At 50.8% G+C, this 18,737-nt stretch carries 17 protein-coding genes and 1 tRNA gene; 9 read left to right on the top strand and 9 right to left on the bottom strand.

The features are described from left to right. Positions 1 to 161: 161 nt before the first annotated feature. The 8 genes from MJZ25_15130 (at position 162) to MJZ25_15165 (ending at position 9,020) form a co-directional block, all read left to right on the top strand. Positions 162 to 1,106: a hypothetical protein gene (locus tag MJZ25_15130; GenBank protein ID MCQ2125506.1), complete on the top strand. Its 945-nt coding sequence runs from the start codon at positions 162 to 164 to the stop codon at positions 1,104 to 1,106. 78 nt (positions 1,107 to 1,184) lie between these two features. Beyond that, complete coding sequence (locus MJZ25_15135) at positions 1,185 to 2,630, top strand: ATP-binding cassette domain-containing protein (GenBank protein ID MCQ2125507.1); 1,446 nt, start codon at positions 1,185 to 1,187, stop codon at positions 2,628 to 2,630. Positions 2,631 to 2,663: 33 nt separating this feature from the next. Beyond that, complete coding sequence (locus MJZ25_15140) at positions 2,664 to 3,791, top strand: Mrp/NBP35 family ATP-binding protein (GenBank protein ID MCQ2125508.1); 1,128 nt, start codon at positions 2,664 to 2,666, stop codon at positions 3,789 to 3,791. Next, the gene (locus tag MJZ25_15145; protein MCQ2125509.1) at positions 3,791 to 4,087 is read left to right on the top strand and encodes a DUF971 domain-containing protein; all 297 of its coding nucleotides are present in this window, start codon (positions 3,791 to 3,793) and stop codon (positions 4,085 to 4,087) included. Before MJZ25_15140 ends, MJZ25_15145 begins: the two co-directional genes overlap by 1 nt. Positions 4,088 to 4,143: 56 nt before the next feature. Then, the gene (locus tag MJZ25_15150) at positions 4,144 to 4,995 is read left to right on the top strand and encodes an RNA polymerase sigma factor RpoD/SigA (protein ID MCQ2125510.1); all 852 of its coding nucleotides are present in this window, start codon (positions 4,144 to 4,146) and stop codon (positions 4,993 to 4,995) included. Then, complete coding sequence (locus tag MJZ25_15155) at positions 4,995 to 6,710, top strand: tetratricopeptide repeat protein (protein MCQ2125511.1); 1,716 nt, start codon at positions 4,995 to 4,997, stop codon at positions 6,708 to 6,710. The genes MJZ25_15150 and MJZ25_15155 overlap by 1 nt, the downstream gene beginning before the upstream one ends. A 27-nt stretch (positions 6,711 to 6,737) precedes the next feature. Next, positions 6,738 to 8,651 carry a tetratricopeptide repeat protein gene (locus tag MJZ25_15160; GenBank protein MCQ2125512.1) on the top strand — a complete coding sequence of 638 codons (1,914 nt, stop codon included), beginning with the start codon at positions 6,738 to 6,740 and terminating at the stop codon, positions 8,649 to 8,651. Between the two features lie 132 nt (positions 8,652 to 8,783). Then, positions 8,784 to 9,020, top strand: a complete 237-nt coding sequence (locus MJZ25_15165) for a hypothetical protein (GenBank protein MCQ2125513.1) — start codon at positions 8,784 to 8,786, stop codon at positions 9,018 to 9,020. 67 nt (positions 9,021 to 9,087) lie between these two features. Here the strand turns inward: MJZ25_15165 and prmC are convergent, their stop codons facing one another. From prmC to MJZ25_15185, 4 genes are all read right to left on the bottom strand, one after another. Then, the gene (prmC, locus tag MJZ25_15170) at positions 9,088 to 10,002 is read right to left on the bottom strand and encodes a peptide chain release factor N(5)-glutamine methyltransferase (protein MCQ2125514.1); all 915 of its coding nucleotides are present in this window, start codon (positions 10,000 to 10,002) and stop codon (positions 9,088 to 9,090) included. Positions 10,003 to 10,032: 30 nt separating this feature from the next. Beyond that, entirely contained in the window at positions 10,033 to 11,100 is a 1,068-nt protein-coding gene (gene prfA / locus MJZ25_15175) for a peptide chain release factor 1 (GenBank protein MCQ2125515.1), read from the bottom strand. A gap of 103 nt (positions 11,101 to 11,203) precedes the next feature. Next, on the bottom strand, positions 11,204 to 12,394 hold the full coding sequence (gene gltS, locus MJZ25_15180; GenBank protein ID MCQ2125516.1) for a sodium/glutamate symporter: 1,191 nt from the start codon (positions 12,392 to 12,394) through the stop codon (positions 11,204 to 11,206). A gap of 9 nt (positions 12,395 to 12,403) precedes the next feature. Next, positions 12,404 to 13,420 (bottom strand): TAXI family TRAP transporter solute-binding subunit, encoded by a 1,017-nt coding sequence (locus MJZ25_15185; protein MCQ2125517.1) that lies wholly within the window; start codon positions 13,418 to 13,420, stop codon positions 12,404 to 12,406. Between the two features lie 58 nt (positions 13,421 to 13,478). On the opposite strand from MJZ25_15185, the gene tsaA reads away from it, so the two are divergent. Further along, entirely contained in the window at positions 13,479 to 14,297 is an 819-nt protein-coding gene (tsaA, locus tag MJZ25_15190) for a tRNA (N6-threonylcarbamoyladenosine(37)-N6)-methyltransferase TrmO (protein ID MCQ2125518.1), read from the top strand. An 8-nt stretch (positions 14,298 to 14,305) separates the two neighbouring features. Here the strand turns inward: tsaA and MJZ25_15195 are convergent, their stop codons facing one another. The 5 genes from MJZ25_15195 to MJZ25_15215 form a co-directional block, all read right to left on the bottom strand. After that, positions 14,306 to 15,448, bottom strand: coding sequence for a sugar nucleotide-binding protein (locus MJZ25_15195; protein ID MCQ2125519.1), 1,143 nt, complete (start codon positions 15,446 to 15,448; stop codon positions 14,306 to 14,308). Then, positions 15,427 to 16,035 carry an NUDIX hydrolase gene (locus MJZ25_15200; GenBank protein MCQ2125520.1) on the bottom strand — a complete coding sequence of 203 codons (609 nt, stop codon included), beginning with the start codon at positions 16,033 to 16,035 and terminating at the stop codon, positions 15,427 to 15,429. The genes MJZ25_15195 and MJZ25_15200 overlap by 22 nt, the downstream gene beginning before the upstream one ends. Before the next feature lies 1 nt (position 16,036). Beyond that, positions 16,037 to 17,236, bottom strand: a complete 1,200-nt coding sequence (locus tag MJZ25_15205) for an MFS transporter (GenBank protein ID MCQ2125521.1) — start codon at positions 17,234 to 17,236, stop codon at positions 16,037 to 16,039. A gap of 36 nt (positions 17,237 to 17,272) precedes the next feature. Then, positions 17,273 to 18,433: a class I SAM-dependent RNA methyltransferase gene (locus tag MJZ25_15210; protein MCQ2125522.1), complete on the bottom strand. Its 1,161-nt coding sequence runs from the start codon at positions 18,431 to 18,433 to the stop codon at positions 17,273 to 17,275. A 232-nt stretch (positions 18,434 to 18,665) separates the two neighbouring features. Then, positions 18,666 to 18,737: transfer RNA gene (locus MJZ25_15215), tRNA-Gly, on the bottom strand.

Consider the following 18,737-nt stretch of genomic DNA (forward strand, 5'->3'; position numbering starts at 1 on the left):
CCCTTGCACGCAGCTAGTATTGTAGGGCTACGCCCGTATATGAAGAACCACCGGCCGGTGGGTCACTTTTTTGTTTTTTTTAACAACGCTTTTTGTTATTCGGGAGAACCTTCTGCTGATGATTTTTAATAGATTGGTTCTTGTAAGGCTAGGAGGTTTTTATGAAAAAACAAGATTCTTTATTGGTCCTTTCCGCTACATTGCTTGCCGCATTTTCTCTTGTTGGCTGTGGCGATGAAAAGTCTGCAGATCCCAACGATAACGAAGGCAAGGACGTGATTGCAAATAGCTTTGATGAACTGCCTGTGTGTAGCGCGTCCCGTGAATGCTCTGTGGGATATGTAAAAGGTGAGAAGATGGAGTACACTTGTGTCGATCGCAAGTGGTTAAATGAACAGGAACTTATGGTTTCCGGTAGCTGTCAGAAACGTCCAGAAAATGGTGAAGACGAAGCTGAGAATCCGGTATTTACTGCTGAAGATTATCTGAATTCTGAAATTGAATATGGAACCATGATTGATCCTCGCGATAGCAGTGTCTATAAAACGGTGAAGATTGGTGACAAGGTTTGGATGGCACAGAATTTGGGGTATGGGGATGATTCCATTCGAGCTTATGGCAACGCAACAAATTTTGATTCCTTAAATGGCCATAATTATTATGCAAATGAAGCTCAACTCGTTTGTCCAGAAGGTTGGCATTTGCCTCGGTATAATGAGTTTGTAGAATTGATTTCCTTTGTGGATTCAACGTTTGTCGGAACGGACAACGAAGATTCTGTGGCTGTATCTAAAATCGGTGGGAAGGCGTTGAAGTCTCCCCTTGGCTGGACATTGAATGGTGGCAGTAATGAATCTGGTTTTTCAGCAGTCGGATCTGGTTACGTTACCAAGGATTCGAAGTATGGCATGGTTGTTGTATCTACTCTAGGCGAATCTGCTTGCTTCTGGTCTTCTTCTGGATATAGCGAAGAATCTTGGTCTTATGGAACGCTTTCTGGAACGAATTACAACATGTTCGCCCTTTGCCTGACGAAGGATGATGACTCGGTTAGTTTGAAAAAACGCAATGAGGCTTTGTCTGTTCGTTGTGTAAAGGATGAATGATAATTTTGATGAACTCCCGGCGTAATGTCGGGAGTTTTTCTTTTATGGGCGAACAGGATTTTTTCTAAATTTGCGCCCATGGAATTTAAGCGTTTTGAAGCTTTGATCGAGAAGTTTCCCCAGGTGCAGATTTTTAGCACCGATGGCGAGGATCTCGACAGAGTCATTACTCATTTCTTGAATCAGCAGACGGACGTCTCCACAATGTCGGAGGCGATGCAGCGTCGTATCCAACGTGCATTGGCTCCGTTCTGGCAGCAGCGTTTTGTGAGCCTTTATGATACCGAGGCTCCGCTGGTGAAGAACTTGCTTTTGGACAAGAAGTTCTTTTTGCAGACAGATCGCTATATCGAAGATATGGCGTGGGCTGAAACGGATACTACCAAACTCGATGAAGCTTTGAAGATTGCGGACCTGGCTATGGGCATTTTGGACCGTAAGTTGCTGAGTCTTTCCAACGGAGAATTACGCCGAGTTCTTTTGGCACGTATGTGGATGGAAAAGCCCCAGTGGGTTTACTTTAACGATTTGTTTGGCGGTCTTGACCCGGAATACCGCGCCCACTTGGCGGGCTGTGTTGCTGACCTTGCTCGTAGTCGCGGCTCTGAATTGAAGATTGCTGTGCGCTTGGCCCGTGAAGATGAATTGCTTCCGGAAATTCCGGCCTTCGTTTACGAGAACAAGACCTTTGTGGAATACCAGGGTGAATTGCCCAAGTCTGCTTCCGCACCGAAGTACAAGAAGGCGGAACTGAAGGATTACCAGGTTGTAGACTTGAAGACTGGTGTTGCCCACGATGCTGCCGAATTTTATCAGAACTCGATTGCGGTTGATGGTGCCCAGGGCGCTGATGAAAAATCTCAAGTTTTGTTTGATTTGAAAAACGTGAATGTCCGCTTCAGTGACACTGACGTTATCAAGAACTTGAGCTTGTGCATTCGCAAGGGCGAACACTGGACTATCATGGGCGAGAATGGTGCCGGCAAGAGTACCTTGCTGGGATTGCTCACTGCAGACCATCCGCAGATCTACAAGAACGAAATGGTCCTTTTGGGCGAACGTCCGGGCCATGGTTTGAACGTCTGGGAGCATAAGGAAAAGTTTGGTTTCTTCTCTCCGGAACTTGCCTTGCAGTACCGCGAAGACTTGACTCTTCTGGAAGTCCTTTGCACGGGTTTTACTACCCAGCTTTGCAAGGTGGAGTATCCTTCCTGGGCTCAGAAGCAGAAGGCCCGCGAAATGCTTGCCTACCTGGGCTTCGAAGATGTGGATCAGAACATCCGCACTTTGTCTCCCATCGATAAGCGCTTGGTGCTCATGGCTCGCGCCGCGATGCGCCCGCCTGAAGTGCTTTTGCTGGACGAACCTTCCCAGGGTTTGAAGGGTGAATACCGCGAAAAGCTGTTCCACTTGCTCCAGCTTCTTTCCAAAGAAACTACATTGATTCTGGTTAGCCATTACGAAGAAGAATGGCCGCCTTGCATGACCCATTTATTGAGAATGCCCAAGTTTTCACTTAACTAGGCTCCAGGTTCGAGGCCCGAGGCTTGAAAAAATATGACGTTAAATGAACAGACTATATTAAAGGCTCTTTGTGCGGTGCAGGATCCGGACCTCCACAAGAATATTGTGGAACTGGACTTTGTGCAGAACTTGAAAATTGAAGGCACGAAGGTTTCCTTTGACCTTCGACTGACAACGCCGACTTGCCCGATTCGTGACCAGTTCAAGGATCAGTGCATCGCCATTGTAAAGAGCCTTGGCGCAACAGAAGTGAATGTGACTTTCACTGCCAAGGAAGGTGGTTCCGCTACAGGTAATTCTGCAGCACAGGCTCCCAAGAATTCCCACATCGGCGAAGTGGCCCATGTGGTGGCTGTGGCTAGCGGAAAGGGTGGCGTGGGTAAGTCCACAGTCACCGCAAACTTGGCCATGGCCCTAAGTTTGTCTGGGGCCCGCGTGGGTATCCTTGATGCTGATATTTACGGCCCCAGCATGGGCCTCATGTTCGGCATCGACAAGGCTCCTGAAGTTTTTGACGACAACACCATTGCCCCTGTTGAAGCCAAGGGCGGCGTAAGCATCGTCTCCATGTGCATGTTCGCTGATTCCGACAAGGCTACCATCTGGCGCGGTCCTATGGTGAGTCAGATGATCCAGCATTTCATTCATCATGTTCGTTGGGGCAAGCTGGACTACCTTCTGGTGGACTTCCCTCCAGGAACAGGTGACATCCAGTTGACCTTGACCCAGAACTGTCCCATGGCAGGTGCCGTGGTTGTGACCACCCCGCAGGAAGTGGCCTTGGCTGACTGCCGTAAGGGTATCGCCATGTTCGACAACGTGGGCGTGCCTGTCATCGGTATCGTGGAAAACATGAGCTACTTCATTTGCGACCAGTGCAACAAACCCCACTACATCTTCCGTCAGGGGGGGGGTGCCAAGATCGCAGAAAAGTGGGGCGTACCCCTCATTGCCAAGGTTCCTCTGGAACCTGCCGTTGCCGACTGTGGCGACTCCGGTACTCCGGCAGTGTTGAGCAATCCCAACTCCGAATCTGCAAAGGCCTTTATGGAAGCGGCCGACGCCATGGTCAGAACCATCTCCATCTTTGATCACGAAGGCGATGGCGTTCTCAAGACCTTCAACTATGAATTTGACCAGTTGCCGGTGGAGGAAGTCTAATGATCCAGCCTAAGAAAGTTTTTAGAACCGCCGACGGCAAGCTTGGTTTTGAATGGACCGACGGTAGCCGCGGGGCCTGTTCCATCCGCAAGCTGCGTTGTGCATGCCCCTGCGCCCTGTGTGTGGATGAGCATACCGGCGTGAAGCTTTTGGACGATTCCACTGTGCCAGAAGACATTAAGTTGGTGAAGGTCCAGTCTGTTGGCCGCTATGCAGCCTCTCTGGCTTTTAGCGACGGCCATAATTCTGGAATTTACCCTTATGATAAATTGAAGGAATTGACGGATTTGGCTTAAAAAACCATATTTGTTCAAATCTTATTCCGAGTTATTGAATTTTAGGTGATAATGATATGAGTGATGCAAACGAAGCCCTCTATTTCCGAGACTTGAATCGGTTCCCGACACTGACTCCCCAGGAGGAGTCGGCTCTCCTGACCATTATCAAGACCGGATCCACCGAAGAAATTCGTAAGTCCGCCCTGCAGCGCTTGATTCGCGGTAACCTCCGTTTCGTGGTTAGCGTGGCTCGCAAGTACCAGGGCCGTGGACTTTCTCTCTTGGATTTGATCAACGAAGGTAACTTGGGCTTGTTCAAGGCGGCCAAGCGCTTCGATATGGACAAGGACGTGAAGTTCATCTCCTACGCAGTGTGGTGGATTCGTCAGTCCATTCAGAAGGCTTTGTTTGAACAAGTGGGCGCGGTCCGAATTCCGCCTAACAAGCTTGCCTTGGTAAACCGTTTTAAGCGCGCCTTGATGCAGAACGACGGTGACTACGATAAGACCATCGCCATGGATGAATTCTCTCCCTTTGAAAGGGACATCGTGGAAGTCATGGAAAAGATCGTGGATATTTCCTTGGATGCTCCTATCGGCGACAGCACCACAGTTTCTAGCAGCAGCGAATCCGTTAGCACCCTCATGGACGTTCTTGGCTCCGAAGGCAACCAGGACGAAGACATGGAAAGGGAAGAACGCAAGAAGTTGATCCAGGAAACCCTGTCCTCCTTGCCACAGCGTGAAGAAGAAATTTTGCGTATGTTCTACGGTCTGGATACCGTTGAAGATACCACCTTGAAAGACATCGGCGAAGACTTGAAGCTGAGCCGTGAACGTGTCCGCCAGATCAAGAACAAGACTTTGCGTCGCTTGCAGAAGAGCAAGGAACACAAGGAAAAGCTGGCTGACTTTTTGGAAGATTAATGGCTAAAAAAACTTCGGGAGCACAGAAGGCCGCATACCTGTTTTTGGCTTTGTGTTGCGGTGCGCTGCTGGCTTTTGCCGGCTGGCGCGCTTATGATATTTATGGACCGTCTAAAATCACGGTTGGTGGTGTACCTTACGGTTTGCCGGCTGGTTCTTCCGTACCTCGTGGTGACGCTCCTGATATGGCCGATGCTGTTTCCAAGTCCCCGATCCAGGTTCAAACAGAACTGCGTCGTGCAACGGAACTTTTCCGCTCCGGCATGTATGGTTCTGCCTACGATATCTATGATGGCGTCGTGGCTCTTTACCCGGACCTGCTCCCTGCAATCTGGGGCGAAGTGAACACCACGTTTGAAATGGGACAGCTTTCGGAAAACCAGCACGACCGTCAAGCTTTGCTGGTTGGAAAGCTTCAGGGCAAGTATCCGGGAACTGGCATTGCCACTTACCTGGATAGCCGAAATTTCTATGCCGCAGGTAATGAGACTGCAGCTCTGGAGCTGGCCCGCGCTGCGACGGAAAAGGCTCCTTCCCTTATTGAAGCCAGACTTTGGTTTGCTCAGCTCCTGATGAACAATTCCAGGTTGCTCCAGGCGGCTGGTGAACTCCGCACTGTAATCAGCCTTTCCAACGGGGAAGCTCCCAAGGCCTACGAACTGCTGGCTGAAATTTATCACCAGAACGGCTTGCTGGACAGCTGCTCCGCTATCGTGGACTACGCACTTTCCCAGTATCCCATGAACGTCCGCTTGCTTTTGCTGCAGGGCTTCCTCAACGAATACCAAGGCAACTTTGATGCCGCTGAAAAACTTTACCAGCGTATCCTGGCTTTCCGTCCCGACTATGGTCCTGCTAAGGAGGCAGCAGCATCTATTGGCGAAAAGACTCCTCCGGGCCCGAGCAACGGTGGTGCAATGTCTCCCCAGGAAAGGGCTCAGACTGCCTGCGATATCTTGGAACCGCTGGTAGAACGTTACCCGGAAAACCTGCCTTTGCGCGAAGCTTTGGGCCGTGCCTACATGAAGGGCCGCTACTTTGACCGCGCACGTCAGCAGTTCCAGGAAATTCAGAAGGCCGATCCGGAATATCCGGATATCCGTCAGCTGGTTCAGGAAACGAACGCAGTGCGTGTGGCTCCTGTCGTGAAAAATGACGGCTTGACCGCAAACTTGAACCGAGCTATCGACAGCTTGCGCGGAAACAGCATGCCGTCTACGAAGCATGATTTCTCGACCATGCTTGGTCATTACCTTGTTCGTTATGGCGCTACTCCGAAGGAATTCTTCAAGAAGTATTCCATCAGCAATTTCCGACCGGTTGCTAATAACGTATGGCAGGAATCTTTCTATACGGCTCCTTACCTGCACACCTATACGGTAGTCTTCGATTCCCTGAATCACTTCAAGGAAGTCCACGTGGTAGTCTTTGACTCTTCTTCCAATTCCAACCATTTGGGAATTGCTCCGGAAGTGTTCACTCGCTTGCTCAAGCAGAACTCTAGAATTTCCGGTATCGGTAATAGCACTGGAGAAACCGATTGTGGAGACGATCTTATCTTGGATGCTGCAGTCTGGGAAACTCAGGACAACTTTGAATTATTGGCCCGAGTGGTTGGTAAACCTGCAGAAGTGCGCATGATTCGTTTTGACAAGTCCGCATTGCCGCCTGGCTTGAAACTCTGCGATTACGCCAAGTATTTGAACCAATATTGAGAATAGTTTTTTTGTATTTTAATGAATATGCGTGGAATTCGAATAATCGCTTTAGCTTTGGCAGCCTTTGCTTTGGAAGGCTGTACTTGCTGCGCTTATTTGAACCACATGTTCAATGCTGAACGTCTTTACGATGAAGCTTCTGAGATGCGTCAGGCTCGTCAGGATTCTGTGCCTGATTCAGAAACTTCTCTCCCCGGTTCTGATGAACGAGTCAAGTATGATAAGGTCATTGAAAAAGGCTCTCGCGTTCTTGAACGTTTCCCCAAGAATACGAAGCGTACGGCCGAAGCTGTGTTCCTGATTGGTGAGTCTTATCGCCACAAGCAGGAATGGGGGAAGGCCATCACCAAGTACGATGAGTTTGAACGCTATTTCTCTGAAAATGATTCCATGGCTACGGTGGAATATCAGCGTGCCTACTGCTTGTACAGAAATGGCGAATACAACATTAGCCGCTTTGCCCTTGAACCTGTTGTTTCAAGGAAGGATCATCCCTACTATTTCCAGGGATTGAATCTTTTGTCCCTTTTGGATGAAAAGGCAGACTTTCCGGAACAGGCTATTGCTTCCTTGGAGGCTGTCCTTGCTGACACCTCGGGAACACCCTTCATGCGAGCAAAGGCTCACTTTAGACTTGCCGGACTTTACTTCAAGATGGAAGAATGGGGCAAGGCTCGTGAACACTACACTGCAAAAGAAATTTCCCAGCTTAATGTGAGAGAACGTCAAACGTCTGGCGAACAGGCCGCGGAATGCTTGGTCAAGCAGAAGGATTTCTTGAAGGCTGCCGACGAGTTCAAGGAACTGTACAAGAACGAAGAGTTCGCTGCTGCTCGTTCCTTGTATCTGGTTCGTATCGGCGAAGTGACCTTGATGGCGGAAAAGTACGCCGATGCAATCGTCATTTTGCAAAAGGTGAACGACGAATATCCGCGCACGGAATACTCTTCCCGTAGTTACTATACCTTGGGCGATTACGAACAGAACAAGAAGATGGATTATGAAAATGCTATTGCCTATTACGACAGTAGCTTTATGGCAAGAAGCATTTGCGAATGGGGCATGGAAAGCCGCAATCGTCGTGATGCGCTGAAGCGTCTCCTTGCCATGCGTAACCAGAACGATTCCTTGCGTAAAAAAGATTCCATTCCTAATATGACGGGCTTCTTCAGTTCTGAATTCCAAATTGCAGAATTGTTCCTGTTCAAGTTGGATGAAGTGGATAGCGCCGTTACCCGATTGTCAGCCATTATCGAGGAATCCAAGGATAGCGTTCAGGTTTTGAAGGCTACTTATGCCAAGGCATTTATTTTGGATGAATTCCTGCACGACCCTGATGCCGCTGAAGAAATCTACAAGGAAATTGTTGAAAAGTATCCGGACACGGAATATGGTAAGCAGGCCCAGGCTAACTTGGGTATGCGTGTCACTTTGAAGACTCGCGAAGATTTGGCTAGAGACCGTTATCTGGTGGCAGAAAGCTTGTGGACCATCGCTTCCGAAATGCCTGTGGATCAAATGGACTTGGTTGATTCTGCCTATGCATCTGCATTCAATGCCTTTGATAGTTTGTATCAGGAATATCCTGAAACGCAATCCGGGGCTCAGGCTCTTTACATGAAGAGCATCTACTTCCGAATGAATCCGGATCGTGTGGACAGCGTCGTCGCCAATTTGAAAACACTCAGTGAAACTCATCCTCAGACTCCGTGGGGCAGGGAAGCTGCAAAGCTGCTGAATTCCCGAATCACAATTACAGACAAGGATCTGGAACGTCTCCGCAAGCGTGTCAAGAACAGCGAAGAACATATTGAAAGACTTTCTGCTCAGTATTACGAAAACCTCGGTAGAAAGCCTGAAGAAAAGAAGGTCGAGGTCAAGAGCAAGGAAGAAGAAATTCTCGAGAATACGTACAACAGCATGTACGACTTCGAATAAAAATCAGAAAAATTTTGGGATAGATGGCGATTGTCAGAAATTGACAATCGCTGTTTTTATATTTGTGCACAGAAAGGCACTAGTGATGAATTGAGACAAGGAAGAAAGTGTCGGTGCCTTATAGGAGTAACTATGAGAAACAAGTCCATGAAGAAGAATGCAAAAGCTGTTGTGACTAACGTGGTTGAAATCCCGGAACAGAAACCCTGGGTGTCTGGCTTTGAAATGTTCAAGCGCCGTATTGATGAACAACTTCAGATGAATGGCTTTTCTGACGGATTTGTTGATGACGAGGACTTGCTGCCCTTTTACCGCATGGGCGAAAGCGAAACCTACGTGCTGGCTGCGCTGGGTTGCGCCATGCCGTAGCACGATGTTTTTTTCTTAGTTGTTGGTTAGATGAAAAAGAAAAGGCCCGGTTTCGACCGGGTCTTTTTTACTTAGCCTTGTAGCTTACGAAGCGGATGTTGTCGCAGTAGTCTTTATGAATACCTGCGAATTCCAGCCAAGGATAGTTGGAGGCTTCGGCCTTCAAAACTTCTGCCTGCTCGGATCCGATTTCCAGGAAAATCATGGCGCCGCTGCGGAGGCGGTTTTCGGACTGCTGGAGGAGCTTGCGAACCAGTTCCAGACCGTCGGCACCACCGTAGAGGGCGAGGGCCGGGTCGAACTTGTCCACTTCCGGCTGGAGCTTTCCCTTTTCGGAATCCGGAATGTAGGGGAGGTTTGCCACCAGGCAGTCAATCTTCTTGTCGGCGCTGTAGCCTGCGGAGGCGAGAGTTTCGGCAGTAACGGCGTTCAGCAAGTCTCCCTGAGCAAAGACCAGCTTGTCGCTGTTCAGCTCGTTGGCTTCTGCATTTTCGCGAGCCAGTGCCAATGCGTCTTCGGAAACATCGCAGGCCAGAACCTTGGCGGTTTCCATTTCCTTGACGCAGGAGATGGCGATGCAGCCGGAACCGGTTCCGATTTCCACCACGAAGGGAGATTCAACTTCCTTCACGCTGTTCTTCACCATGTCCACGATGTCTTCGGTTTCAGAACGAGGAATGAGGGCTCTAGCGTCGCACTTGATAATGAATCCGCGGAAACTTGTATCGCCGATGATGTGCTGCAACGGTTCGCGGTTGGCGCGGCGTGCCACCAGCGGGCGGAGGGTGTCCAGTTCCGCCGAAGTCAAGGGCTTTTCGAAGTTCAGGTAAAGATCCATGCGGTTCTTCATCTGGAGGCCGAAACTGATGATGTGCTGTGCGTCCAGCAGAGGATCAGGAACGCCTTTCTTTTCAAAGAAGACCTTGGTGCGGTTCAAAATTTCAAGAACCGTCATGGGACCGTTATTTGCGGGTGTTGCCATCGCGCTTTCCTTACTGGTTAGGGCGCCGGACTAAGCCTGGAACTTGCCCAACTTTTCCTGAGCGTTAGCCATCTGGAGGCCGTTGATGACTTCCTGAAGGTCGCCTGCTACAACCTGGTCCAGGTTGTACAAGGTGAGGCCGATGCGGTGATCGGTCACGCGGTTCTGCGGATAGTTGTAAGTACGGATCTTGGCGGAGCGGTCGCCGGTACCCACGAGGGCCTTACGGCTGGCCGCTTCTTCACGTTCCTTCTTGGCGATGACTTCGTCCAAAATCTTGGAACGGAGCATTTCCATAGCGTGCAAGCGGTTCTGCAACTGAGAACGTTCAGTCTGGCAGCTCACCACCACGCCTGTGGGAATATGGGTCAAACGCACTGCGGAGTCAGTCTTGTTAATGTACTGACCGCCAGCACCACTGGAACGGTAGGTGTCCATGTGAATGTCGGCTTCGCGAATTTCAACGTCCACTTCTTCTGCTTCCGGAAGGATTGCGACAGTTGCCGCAGAGGTGTGAACACGGCCCTGGGTTTCAGTTTCCGGCACGCGCTGCACGCGGTGAACGCCACTTTCAAACTTCAATGTGCCGTAAACGCTATCGCCTTCGATGTAGGCGCGGATTTCCTTGTAGCCGCCCACAGTACCTTCGCTCAGGTCCTGGATGGTGATCTTCCAGCCCATCTTTTCGCAATAGGCGCGGTACATACGGAAGAGGTCGCCAGCGAACAGTGCGGATTCGTCACCGCCGGTACCGCCACGAATTTCGATAGTTGCGTTACGGAAGTCCCACGGATCCTTGGGAACCATGAGAATCTGCAATTCGTCGGTAAGACCCGGCAGTGCCTTTTCGATGGAACTCAGTTCAGACTTGGCCATGGCAACCATTTCCGGGTCGGAATCGCCCAGAGCCATCTTCCATTCTTCCTGGTCGTTGACCATCTGCAGGTATTCCTTGGCCTTGATCACGGCCTTTTCAATACCCTTGTACTGCTTATGGATCTTGTTGTAACGAGCCTGGTCACCAAGAACATCGGGATTGCCCAATTCGGATTCCAGTTCTTCGTACTTTTCAATGAGTTTACGTGCTTTATCTTTCATCGCGTGCAAATGTAGAAAAAGTGTTTAGTAGACAGTGGTTAGTAAACAGTTTTTTCTGGTCAAGAACGTTCCTAATCACTAACCACTAACCACTAACCACTAGCTAGAACTGATTGATGAAGAAGGTGATACAGAGGCTGTTAATGAAGTCTGCAAACATACTTCCTACGATGGGGACCAGCAGGTAGGGCTTCACGGCGGGGGCGAAACGGTTGGTGATGGCCTGCATGTTGGCCATGGCGTTGGGGGTTGCACCCATGCCGAAACCGCAAACGCCGGCGGAAAGTACCGCGGCATCGTAATCGCGACCCATCACATTGAACACGATGAAGTAGGCGAACAGGAACATGAGCAAGGTCTGTGCGCAGAGCAACACCACCAAAGGCAAGGCCAGGGAGGTGAGCTGCCAGAGCTTCAGGGTGATCATGGCGATGCCCAGGAACAATGAAAGGCAGATGCCACCCACGTCGCTGATTTCACCCATGTGGACTTCGTACTTGCTGCTGTATTCGCAAATGTTACGCATGATGGCGGCAACGATCATGGCGCCGATGTAGGCGGGGAAGGTCATGCCGGTTTTGGAAAGAAGGGTGGAAACCAAAGTGCCGAAGCCCATGGCGATGGCCAGCTGGAAGGCTGCGGTGGAGTAGCGCTTTGCGGAACGCTTGTACTTGCTCTGCTCTTCCTTAAGTTCTGTCTTGTCTTCGGTTTTGGCGGACTTCAGAAGATCGCGCTTGAGGATGAGCTTGCGACCCAGGGGGCCACCCATGAGAGAACCTGCCACAAGGCCGAAGGTTGCTGCAGCGGTGCAGAGGGTGGTGGCTCCTTCCATGCCGAAATCTTCAAGGACCGGGCCGAAGGCGCCTGCGGTACCGTGGCCGCCCACCATGGAGATGGAACCTGCGGAAAGGCCTACCAGCGGGCTTACGTGAAGCAACTTGGCCAGGAAAACTGCCAGGGAATTCTGGAATACGATAAGCACGCAGACGCAGATCAGGAGGAGAATCAGGTTGATGCCACCGCTCTTCAAAATCTTCAAGTTGGCGTTGAAACCTACGGAGGTGAAGAACACCATCATGCAGATGGATTTCAAGGTTTCGTCAAACTGGAATTCCAGAAGATTTAGCTTGTACAAAATGCAGGAAATACAAGCGAATACAATGCCACCCACCACCGGGGAGGGAATGCAGAACTTTTCCAGGAACTTGATTTTCTTTTTCAGGTTGGCGCCGAAGACGAGAACGATGACGGCCAGGGCCAAGGTCTGGTACATGTCTAAAGATAATGTGAACATGGTTTCTCCTTAGTCGCCTGTAGAGGGAATGGGACCGCGGGCCTGGAGGGGTTCGACGACTTCTACTTTAGCGTTCTTGCTGGCGTAGAATGCTGCTGCGCCCGGATGGAAGGCTACGGGAATATTTGCGGTGGCATTTTCAAGTGCGGTGGCTACGGCAATGGAATTGGCCGTGGAGGCGGATGCAATGTTTGCTGCGGCGATTGCGAAAACGGATTCGGCGACCTTAGCTACGGTGGCGTTGTCTATCAGTTGGTTTGCTACGAGAACAGCCTTTGCCCCAAGGGTTTGCAGGTCGGCTTCCTGGCCTGCGTAGGTGCCTGCGGGAATGACGCTTGCAGTAAGTTCCGGATGGAGGCCCATGATGCGAGCGGCGTCAGCTTCGCCGATGGAAAGAAGGCGAATGTTCTTGCTGTTTGCAAGTTCGCTAATAGAGGGGGTGGGAATACCTGCGGTGCAGAAGAAGGCGTCAATTTCGCCAGCCTTTAAAGCGTCGGCAGATTCCTTGAAACTGAGTTTTTTGGCGTCCACCTTGTCCAAAGAAATTCCGTAGGATTCCAAAATGATTTCTGCATTGCGAAGCACGCCGGATTCTTCTTCACCCACGGCGACGCGTTTGCCGACGAGATCAGCAACGGACTTGATTTCAGAATCGCCTGCCACCACGATCTGGATGGATTCGGTGTAAAGTCCAGCTACAGCGGCGATGGCGTGACGCATGCGGCTGCGCATCAAGTAGTCTTTCAAAATATCGGCCTGGACAATACCGAAGTCAATGAAACCTTCTTCAATGAGGCGGATGTTTGCGGAAGTTCCAGAGGTGTTCTTCACCTGAATTTGAATGCTGCCGTTTGCCTTGTTAAAAGTTTCAGCAAAACTGTTGGCGAACTTATCGTAAAGACCGCCCTTGTTGCCGGAACCGAAACGGATGTTCTGCTTTTCGGAATTGCAGGATGTTGTAAAAACTGTTGCTGCGACAAGAATTGCCGCGGTAGCTATCTTGAATGCAAAAGTCGATGCTTTCATTGGAGAACTCCAGTGGAATAGGGACTAATGCAATAATAGAAATTCTAAATTTTTTCGCATGGAAATTAAACCCATCGGAACATTTTTTGGCGATGCTGTATACAAGTACGACGCTCCCCGACAGGGCCGTCTTTTTGCAGGACATCCTGGTCGCATTGTCTTGAATGCTGGATGTAATTTTGAAATGGCCCTCCGTGACTTGGAAGGCTTTGAACGCATTTGGGTGCTGTTCCAGTTTCATGAAAATGAAGGATGGCGCCCAACAACCCGCCCGCCAGTTCCGCCCAAGGGAAAGGATCGCGTTGGCACTTTTGCCAGCCGTTCGCCTTATCGCCCCAATCCCATTGGATTGAGCTGTGTTCGCCTGCTGAAAATTGAAGGCCTTACGCTTTACGTGGATGAAGCGGATCTGCTGAACGAATCACCTATCATTGATATTAAACCTTACATTCCCATGGCAGATGCTTTCCCTGATGCAAAAGCTGGTTGGGTAGAAGAGCAGGATGGGGAACGATGGATTGTGGAAACTTCGGAAACATTTGCTGCTCAAAATAAATGGATTTGTGAAAACAGTTCCTTTGACTTGATGAGTTTTGCAGATGTTCAGCTAGGTCGTGGCGGCTTTGGTGAAGGCGCTCTTGATGGAACCCGGCGTCGTCTTGTTCTAGATGAAAAAAAAAGCACTGGGGTGCTGGCTTATCGCACGTTCCGCATAGATTTCAATTATAATGACGATGTAAAATCTGTTTGTCTTCTAAATATTCGTTCGGGATATAAACCGGAAGAATTAGCAGAAGGTGCAGAAGACAAGTACGGTGATAAACAGCTACACCGTGAATTTTTGAAACTGTTCCATCCGGAATATCGGATTGGATAATTTTCACATTAGTATTTTTCGCCAAGAACTAGCAAACGGTAGATGGCTTCTTCGCTACCTACTTTGTGTTTGTCTGTTTCGTTGCGCCCGAAAAATTTGTGCCAGTCTCTGCTTGTTGGAACAATGGCGTCGTCAAAAGGCCAGGGACGAATAAAGCCAGGTGGCAATTGGCTGTAGAGCTTGCTGTTGTCAATGTCCAGGTCGCCTACACGTGGGGGCATGGGGCCTGCTTCGATTCGGGGGCAACCGTGAAGCAGTTCTGCGGGGTAGCCACCGATGGCGTTCACCAGCTGGCCTGCGTTATACAAGGTGACACGACGCGGACCTCCGCAGTTGTAAATGCCTGCAGGAAATTCGTGTTCCAGAATGTATTGAACCACGCGGCACATGTCATTACCGTAAATGGGCCTGCGGTATTCATCGGTATAAAGTGTGGCGGGGCGGCCCGGTCTAAAACGATAGCTGATCCAGTCGATGGCGCCGGCGCATCCGCCGGGAGCATAGTCCATAGGCAGGGGCACGCGCAGCATGACAGCGTCGGGCTTGATTCGCTGAATTTCCATTTCCGCTTCCAGCTGGTGCTTGCCGTAATTATGGATAGGGTCCTTGACCGTATCTTCTTTATAGGGGCGCAGGTGTACTGTTTCTTCGCTGCCGCTCCACACCATGTCCGTTGAAATTCGCACGAATGCACAGTTGTATTCTGCTGCCAGCTGGGCAGCGTCCACTCCCTGGGAACAGTTCAGCAAATAGCTTCGGGGCGTGTCGCATTCGCAGGCTTTCAGCGCGCAGTTTCCGCTGGCATCAATCACCGTCTTGAACTTGTGCTTCTCGAATAGTGCGGTAAGGCCTGCCGTATCTTCTGCATCGATCGCAACCACATCTTGACCAAAAACGCAGGGATGCTTGATGGGTCGAATACCGATAAGGGGTGCCTGTGCGTCGGGGTGGCGCTTTGCCGGGTGTATTGTTCCACTGTTCCCGTCGCTTTCGTCGGTGCCGCCAAACAGTTTGTTAAAATGCCTAAAGAGGGCGTAACCGGGGACGCCATTCAATCCCAAAACGAGAATTGGAGTTTGAATAGGGCGGCGGGGCTGTTCCTGCCAGGAGTCTGTCTGCGGATCAGAAATCACTTCTGGCTCAGTTTCCACTTGAAATAGCCTGCCATCTGCAGCGGGTGACTGAAGGTTCCGTCAAGCATCTTTGCCTGCAGTTCTTCGTCCGTCATTTCAGAAGATTCAATATCTTCGGTGTCGTCAAAGCTGGTCTTGCCTGCACGTACGACGCCGTCAATGAATACGACGTGAAATTTTCCGCGGTGACGATCCGGATTCACCGGGTATGCTCCCAGATATGTGAGGTTCGAGGCCCGAGGTTCGAGGGAATTTTGACCGGATTCGCCATCGGGTCTCTCGTCTCTCGTCTTTTGTCTCTCGTCTAATCTATAACCGCATTCTTCCTGCAGTTCTCTCACTGCAGCCTGTTCCGAAGTCTCGTTCTTGTCGATAATTCCTGCAGGAAATTCCAATGCAATCTTACCGGTGCCGTGGCGGTACTGTTCCGTCATAACCCACTTGCCTTCCGTGGTGCGGGCGAGGATCAGAACCCAGTCCGGCTGCCACAAGGTGTAAAAATCATCAATGACTTTTCCGTTGGGCAGTTCGCATTTTTCCTTGGCGACTTTCAGCCAGGGGGCGTTCACCAGATATTCCGTATCAAGAAGCTTCCAGGGTTTCATCTTAGACTCCTTCCAACTTGTTCTTCAAGTAATGCTTGGAGGTGTATGCCCAGAACATAATGTCTGCAATGGCGAGAGCGATGGCGCATGTCACAAAGACCTGCTGGTGCATGCCGAATTTTTGGGCCATGGATCCGCCAGCCAAAATGCCGATACCAATGCCGATATCCCAGGCACTGAGGTAAGTGCTGTTGGCGGTGCCGCGCTGGTCATGACGGGCCAGGTTCACGCACATGGTCTGGTAACCCGGGAATATGAGGCCTAGGCTGGTACCGATGAGGAATGCGGAAATGAAGAACACTACGGCGCTATTGCAGAAAGCCAGCATGCAGTAGGCGGCCACGATAAGGGTCATGCCCATGCCCACCAGGCGTGTGAGCCAGCCTCTATCAATCAGGCGTCCCGTCAGCAAGCGGTTCATGATGAGGCCTGCGGCAATCAAGGCGTAGAACCAACCGCTTCCGCCGATTCCAAGTTCCTTGGCGTAAAGGGAAATGTAGTTGGTTACGGGACCGTAGGCAAAACCCACAAAAATGAAATTGATGAACTGCGGAATGGCGCGGGTCAAGAAAAATCTATCCAGGGAAAGAGGCGGGCGTGCAACTTTTGGGCGCGGCTTCACATTCAAGGTCTTCACAAGAATGAGTCCGATAACGCAGAGTGCAATGGAAATGCCGAACACCAAATCGGAACCGAAGGCTTCGTAAAGGAACATACCGGTCATGGGGCCGGTGGCGAACGCCAGGTTCACGCTGATTCCGAAGTAGCCGATACCTTCGCCGCGGCGGCTTGCAGGCAACGCGTCGATTGCTACCGTGTTACTTGCCGTGGTGGAAATGCCGAAGAACACGCCGTGCATAAAACGGACAACCGCCAAAAGCGGCAAAAGCCCAAGTGCCCAGTAGCCAATAAAGCAGAGGGTAAAGGCGAAGAAAGTCCAGAAGTACAGTGGCTTACGGCTGAGGCTGTCTACAAGGAAACCTGCAAAAGGTCTGCAGCAAAGGGCACCGATGGTGTACAATGAAATGATGATGCCCGCCGTGGAGTTGTCGGTCTGGAATTTCTCGAAAATGTACAGCGGCAAAACTGGCAGCAACTGGTAGAAGCTGAAGAACAGCAAAAAGTTGGCGGCCGCGCAAGTTACAAAATTGCGTGTCCAAAGCGCGGGCTTATTTTCGAGTGCTGCAGTCTGTGAATTCATATCCATTCCTCGAACCTCGAGCCTGGAACCTGTAGCCTATTTCTTTTCCAAGGTCACGATGGTTTCCAAGTGCGGAGTGCCCGGGAACAGGTCCAGCGGCTGTACTTCGCGAACGCGGTAGCCGTATCGTTCCCATTCCTTGAGGGATTCCGGAATTTCGTCTGTGCCGCAGAACACGTGGCAGACGCGTACAGGGTGGCGCATCACCAGGGCCTTGATGACTCCCGGCTCGCAACCCTTACGGGGCGGGTCCAGCAAAATTTTTTCTGGTTCTCCAGGAACCGGCTTGGGCAAACGCAGGTGGATAAAATCTTCGTCGATCTTGCCTGCGATAAAGCGGTAGTTCTTTTTCAGGAACTTGGCGCTGGCCTTTGCGCTTTCGATGGACGGACCTTCCCATTCCACACCGAGAACGGACTTGGCAGCTTCGCCTAAGGCAAAACTGAACAAACCGTAACCGCAGTAAAGGTCCAGGAATCGGTCTTCCTTGGAAAGACCCATCATGCGGCCAGCAGCCTTGATCAAGTTGTGGATCTGGCTTTCGTTAATCTGGCTGAAACCAGTGACGGGATACTTAAGGCGGAAATGTCCCAAGTCCAAAGTCATTTCGCGGGGGCCGTAAAGCTGCTTGAAGTTCAGACCTTCTGTGGGGCGCTTGGCTTCCAGGTAGTAGTCGGATTCCGTGGTGTCCACGTAGGCGTGGGCGGCGGTCACATGGAACGGGCTCTGCTGAAGGACTTCGGAAATTTGCTTCAGCTTGCGGACGATGGTGGCGTCAATTTTCTTGATGTTGAAAATGACCACGCGGTACTTGTAGGTGCCGCGGATGATGATCCAGTTGAGAGCGTAGGCCAGCGGCTTGTAGGCCGGAGTGATCAGCTTTTCAAAAAGCAGGTCGTAAATCTTGTTGTGTTCTTCCGGTTCCAGCATGGAATCCTGGCGGTCGAACTGGAGGTTGCCCGGAACCATGGCCACGCGGCGCTTGCTGGTGGTGCGGTATCCGCGGGGCATGGGGCTTGCGATCACCGGCTTCGGAGAACCAGCCAAACGGTTCACTTCCCAGAATTCCTTGATGGCCTGATCCTTGATTTTCAGTTCATCCTTGTAATCCAGCATGGCGAGAGATTCGCCGTGGGCGGATTCGGCTTCGCGGGTGTAGTTGGGAATGCAGTTGGCAATGGCCTGTTCAAAAAGCATAAGTGCCTCCGTGGGGCAAAATTTTTACAACCGCAAATGTAGAAAATGCCCCCATAATTATAAAGGCATAAATAATCTGTTAAAAAAGCCCGTCCTGGAGTCCTAGTTTGTTCTAAAAATTCCTTTTAGGAAGGGGTTTGGGGAAGCCTGCGATAAGTTCCTCTCCTTTGAGGAGGGGCTAGGGGAGGGTGTTAAAAAAGGCCCCTCGAAAGAGGGACCTTTTTTTATCCAGAGCGGCGGACCGGGATCGAACCGGCAACCATTAGCTTGGAAGGCTAAGGCTCTACCATTGAGCTACCGCCGC

The organism is Fibrobacter sp. (assembly GCA_024399065.1).
Classification (GTDB): domain Bacteria; phylum Fibrobacterota; class Fibrobacteria; order Fibrobacterales; family Fibrobacteraceae; genus Fibrobacter.

Bases quoted from the DNA above. Each gene is read 5' to 3' on its own strand.
- MJZ25_15210 (MCQ2125522.1), bottom strand. From the start codon at position 18,433: ATGCTTTTTGAACAGGCCATTGCCAACTGCATTCCCAACTACACCCGC.
- MJZ25_15130 (MCQ2125506.1), top strand. From the start codon at position 162: ATGAAAAAACAAGATTCTTTATTGGTCCTTTCCGCTACATTGCTTGCC.
- MJZ25_15160 (MCQ2125512.1), top strand. From the start codon at position 6,738: ATGCGTGGAATTCGAATAATCGCTTTAGCTTTGGCAGCCTTTGCTTTG.
- MJZ25_15145 (MCQ2125509.1), top strand. From the start codon at position 3,791: ATGATCCAGCCTAAGAAAGTTTTTAGAACCGCCGACGGCAAGCTTGGT.
- prmC (MCQ2125514.1), bottom strand. From the start codon at position 10,002: ATGGCAACACCCGCAAATAACGGTCCCATGACGGTTCTTGAAATTTTG.
- gltS (MCQ2125516.1), bottom strand. From the start codon at position 12,394: ATGTTCACATTATCTTTAGACATGTACCAGACCTTGGCCCTGGCCGTC.
- MJZ25_15200 (MCQ2125520.1), bottom strand. From the start codon at position 16,035: ATGAAACCCTGGAAGCTTCTTGATACGGAATATCTGGTGAACGCCCCC.
- MJZ25_15135 (MCQ2125507.1), top strand. From the start codon at position 1,185: ATGGAATTTAAGCGTTTTGAAGCTTTGATCGAGAAGTTTCCCCAGGTG.
- MJZ25_15185 (MCQ2125517.1), bottom strand. From the start codon at position 13,420: ATGAAAGCATCGACTTTTGCATTCAAGATAGCTACCGCGGCAATTCTT.
- prfA (MCQ2125515.1), bottom strand. From the start codon at position 11,100: ATGAAAGATAAAGCACGTAAACTCATTGAAAAGTACGAAGAACTGGAA.
- MJZ25_15140 (MCQ2125508.1), top strand. From the start codon at position 2,664: ATGACGTTAAATGAACAGACTATATTAAAGGCTCTTTGTGCGGTGCAG.
- MJZ25_15165 (MCQ2125513.1), top strand. From the start codon at position 8,784: ATGAGAAACAAGTCCATGAAGAAGAATGCAAAAGCTGTTGTGACTAAC.
- MJZ25_15205 (MCQ2125521.1), bottom strand. From the start codon at position 17,236: ATGAATTCACAGACTGCAGCACTCGAAAATAAGCCCGCGCTTTGGACA.
- tsaA (MCQ2125518.1), top strand. From the start codon at position 13,479: ATGGAAATTAAACCCATCGGAACATTTTTTGGCGATGCTGTATACAAG.
- MJZ25_15150 (MCQ2125510.1), top strand. From the start codon at position 4,144: ATGAGTGATGCAAACGAAGCCCTCTATTTCCGAGACTTGAATCGGTTC.
- MJZ25_15155 (MCQ2125511.1), top strand. From the start codon at position 4,995: ATGGCTAAAAAAACTTCGGGAGCACAGAAGGCCGCATACCTGTTTTTG.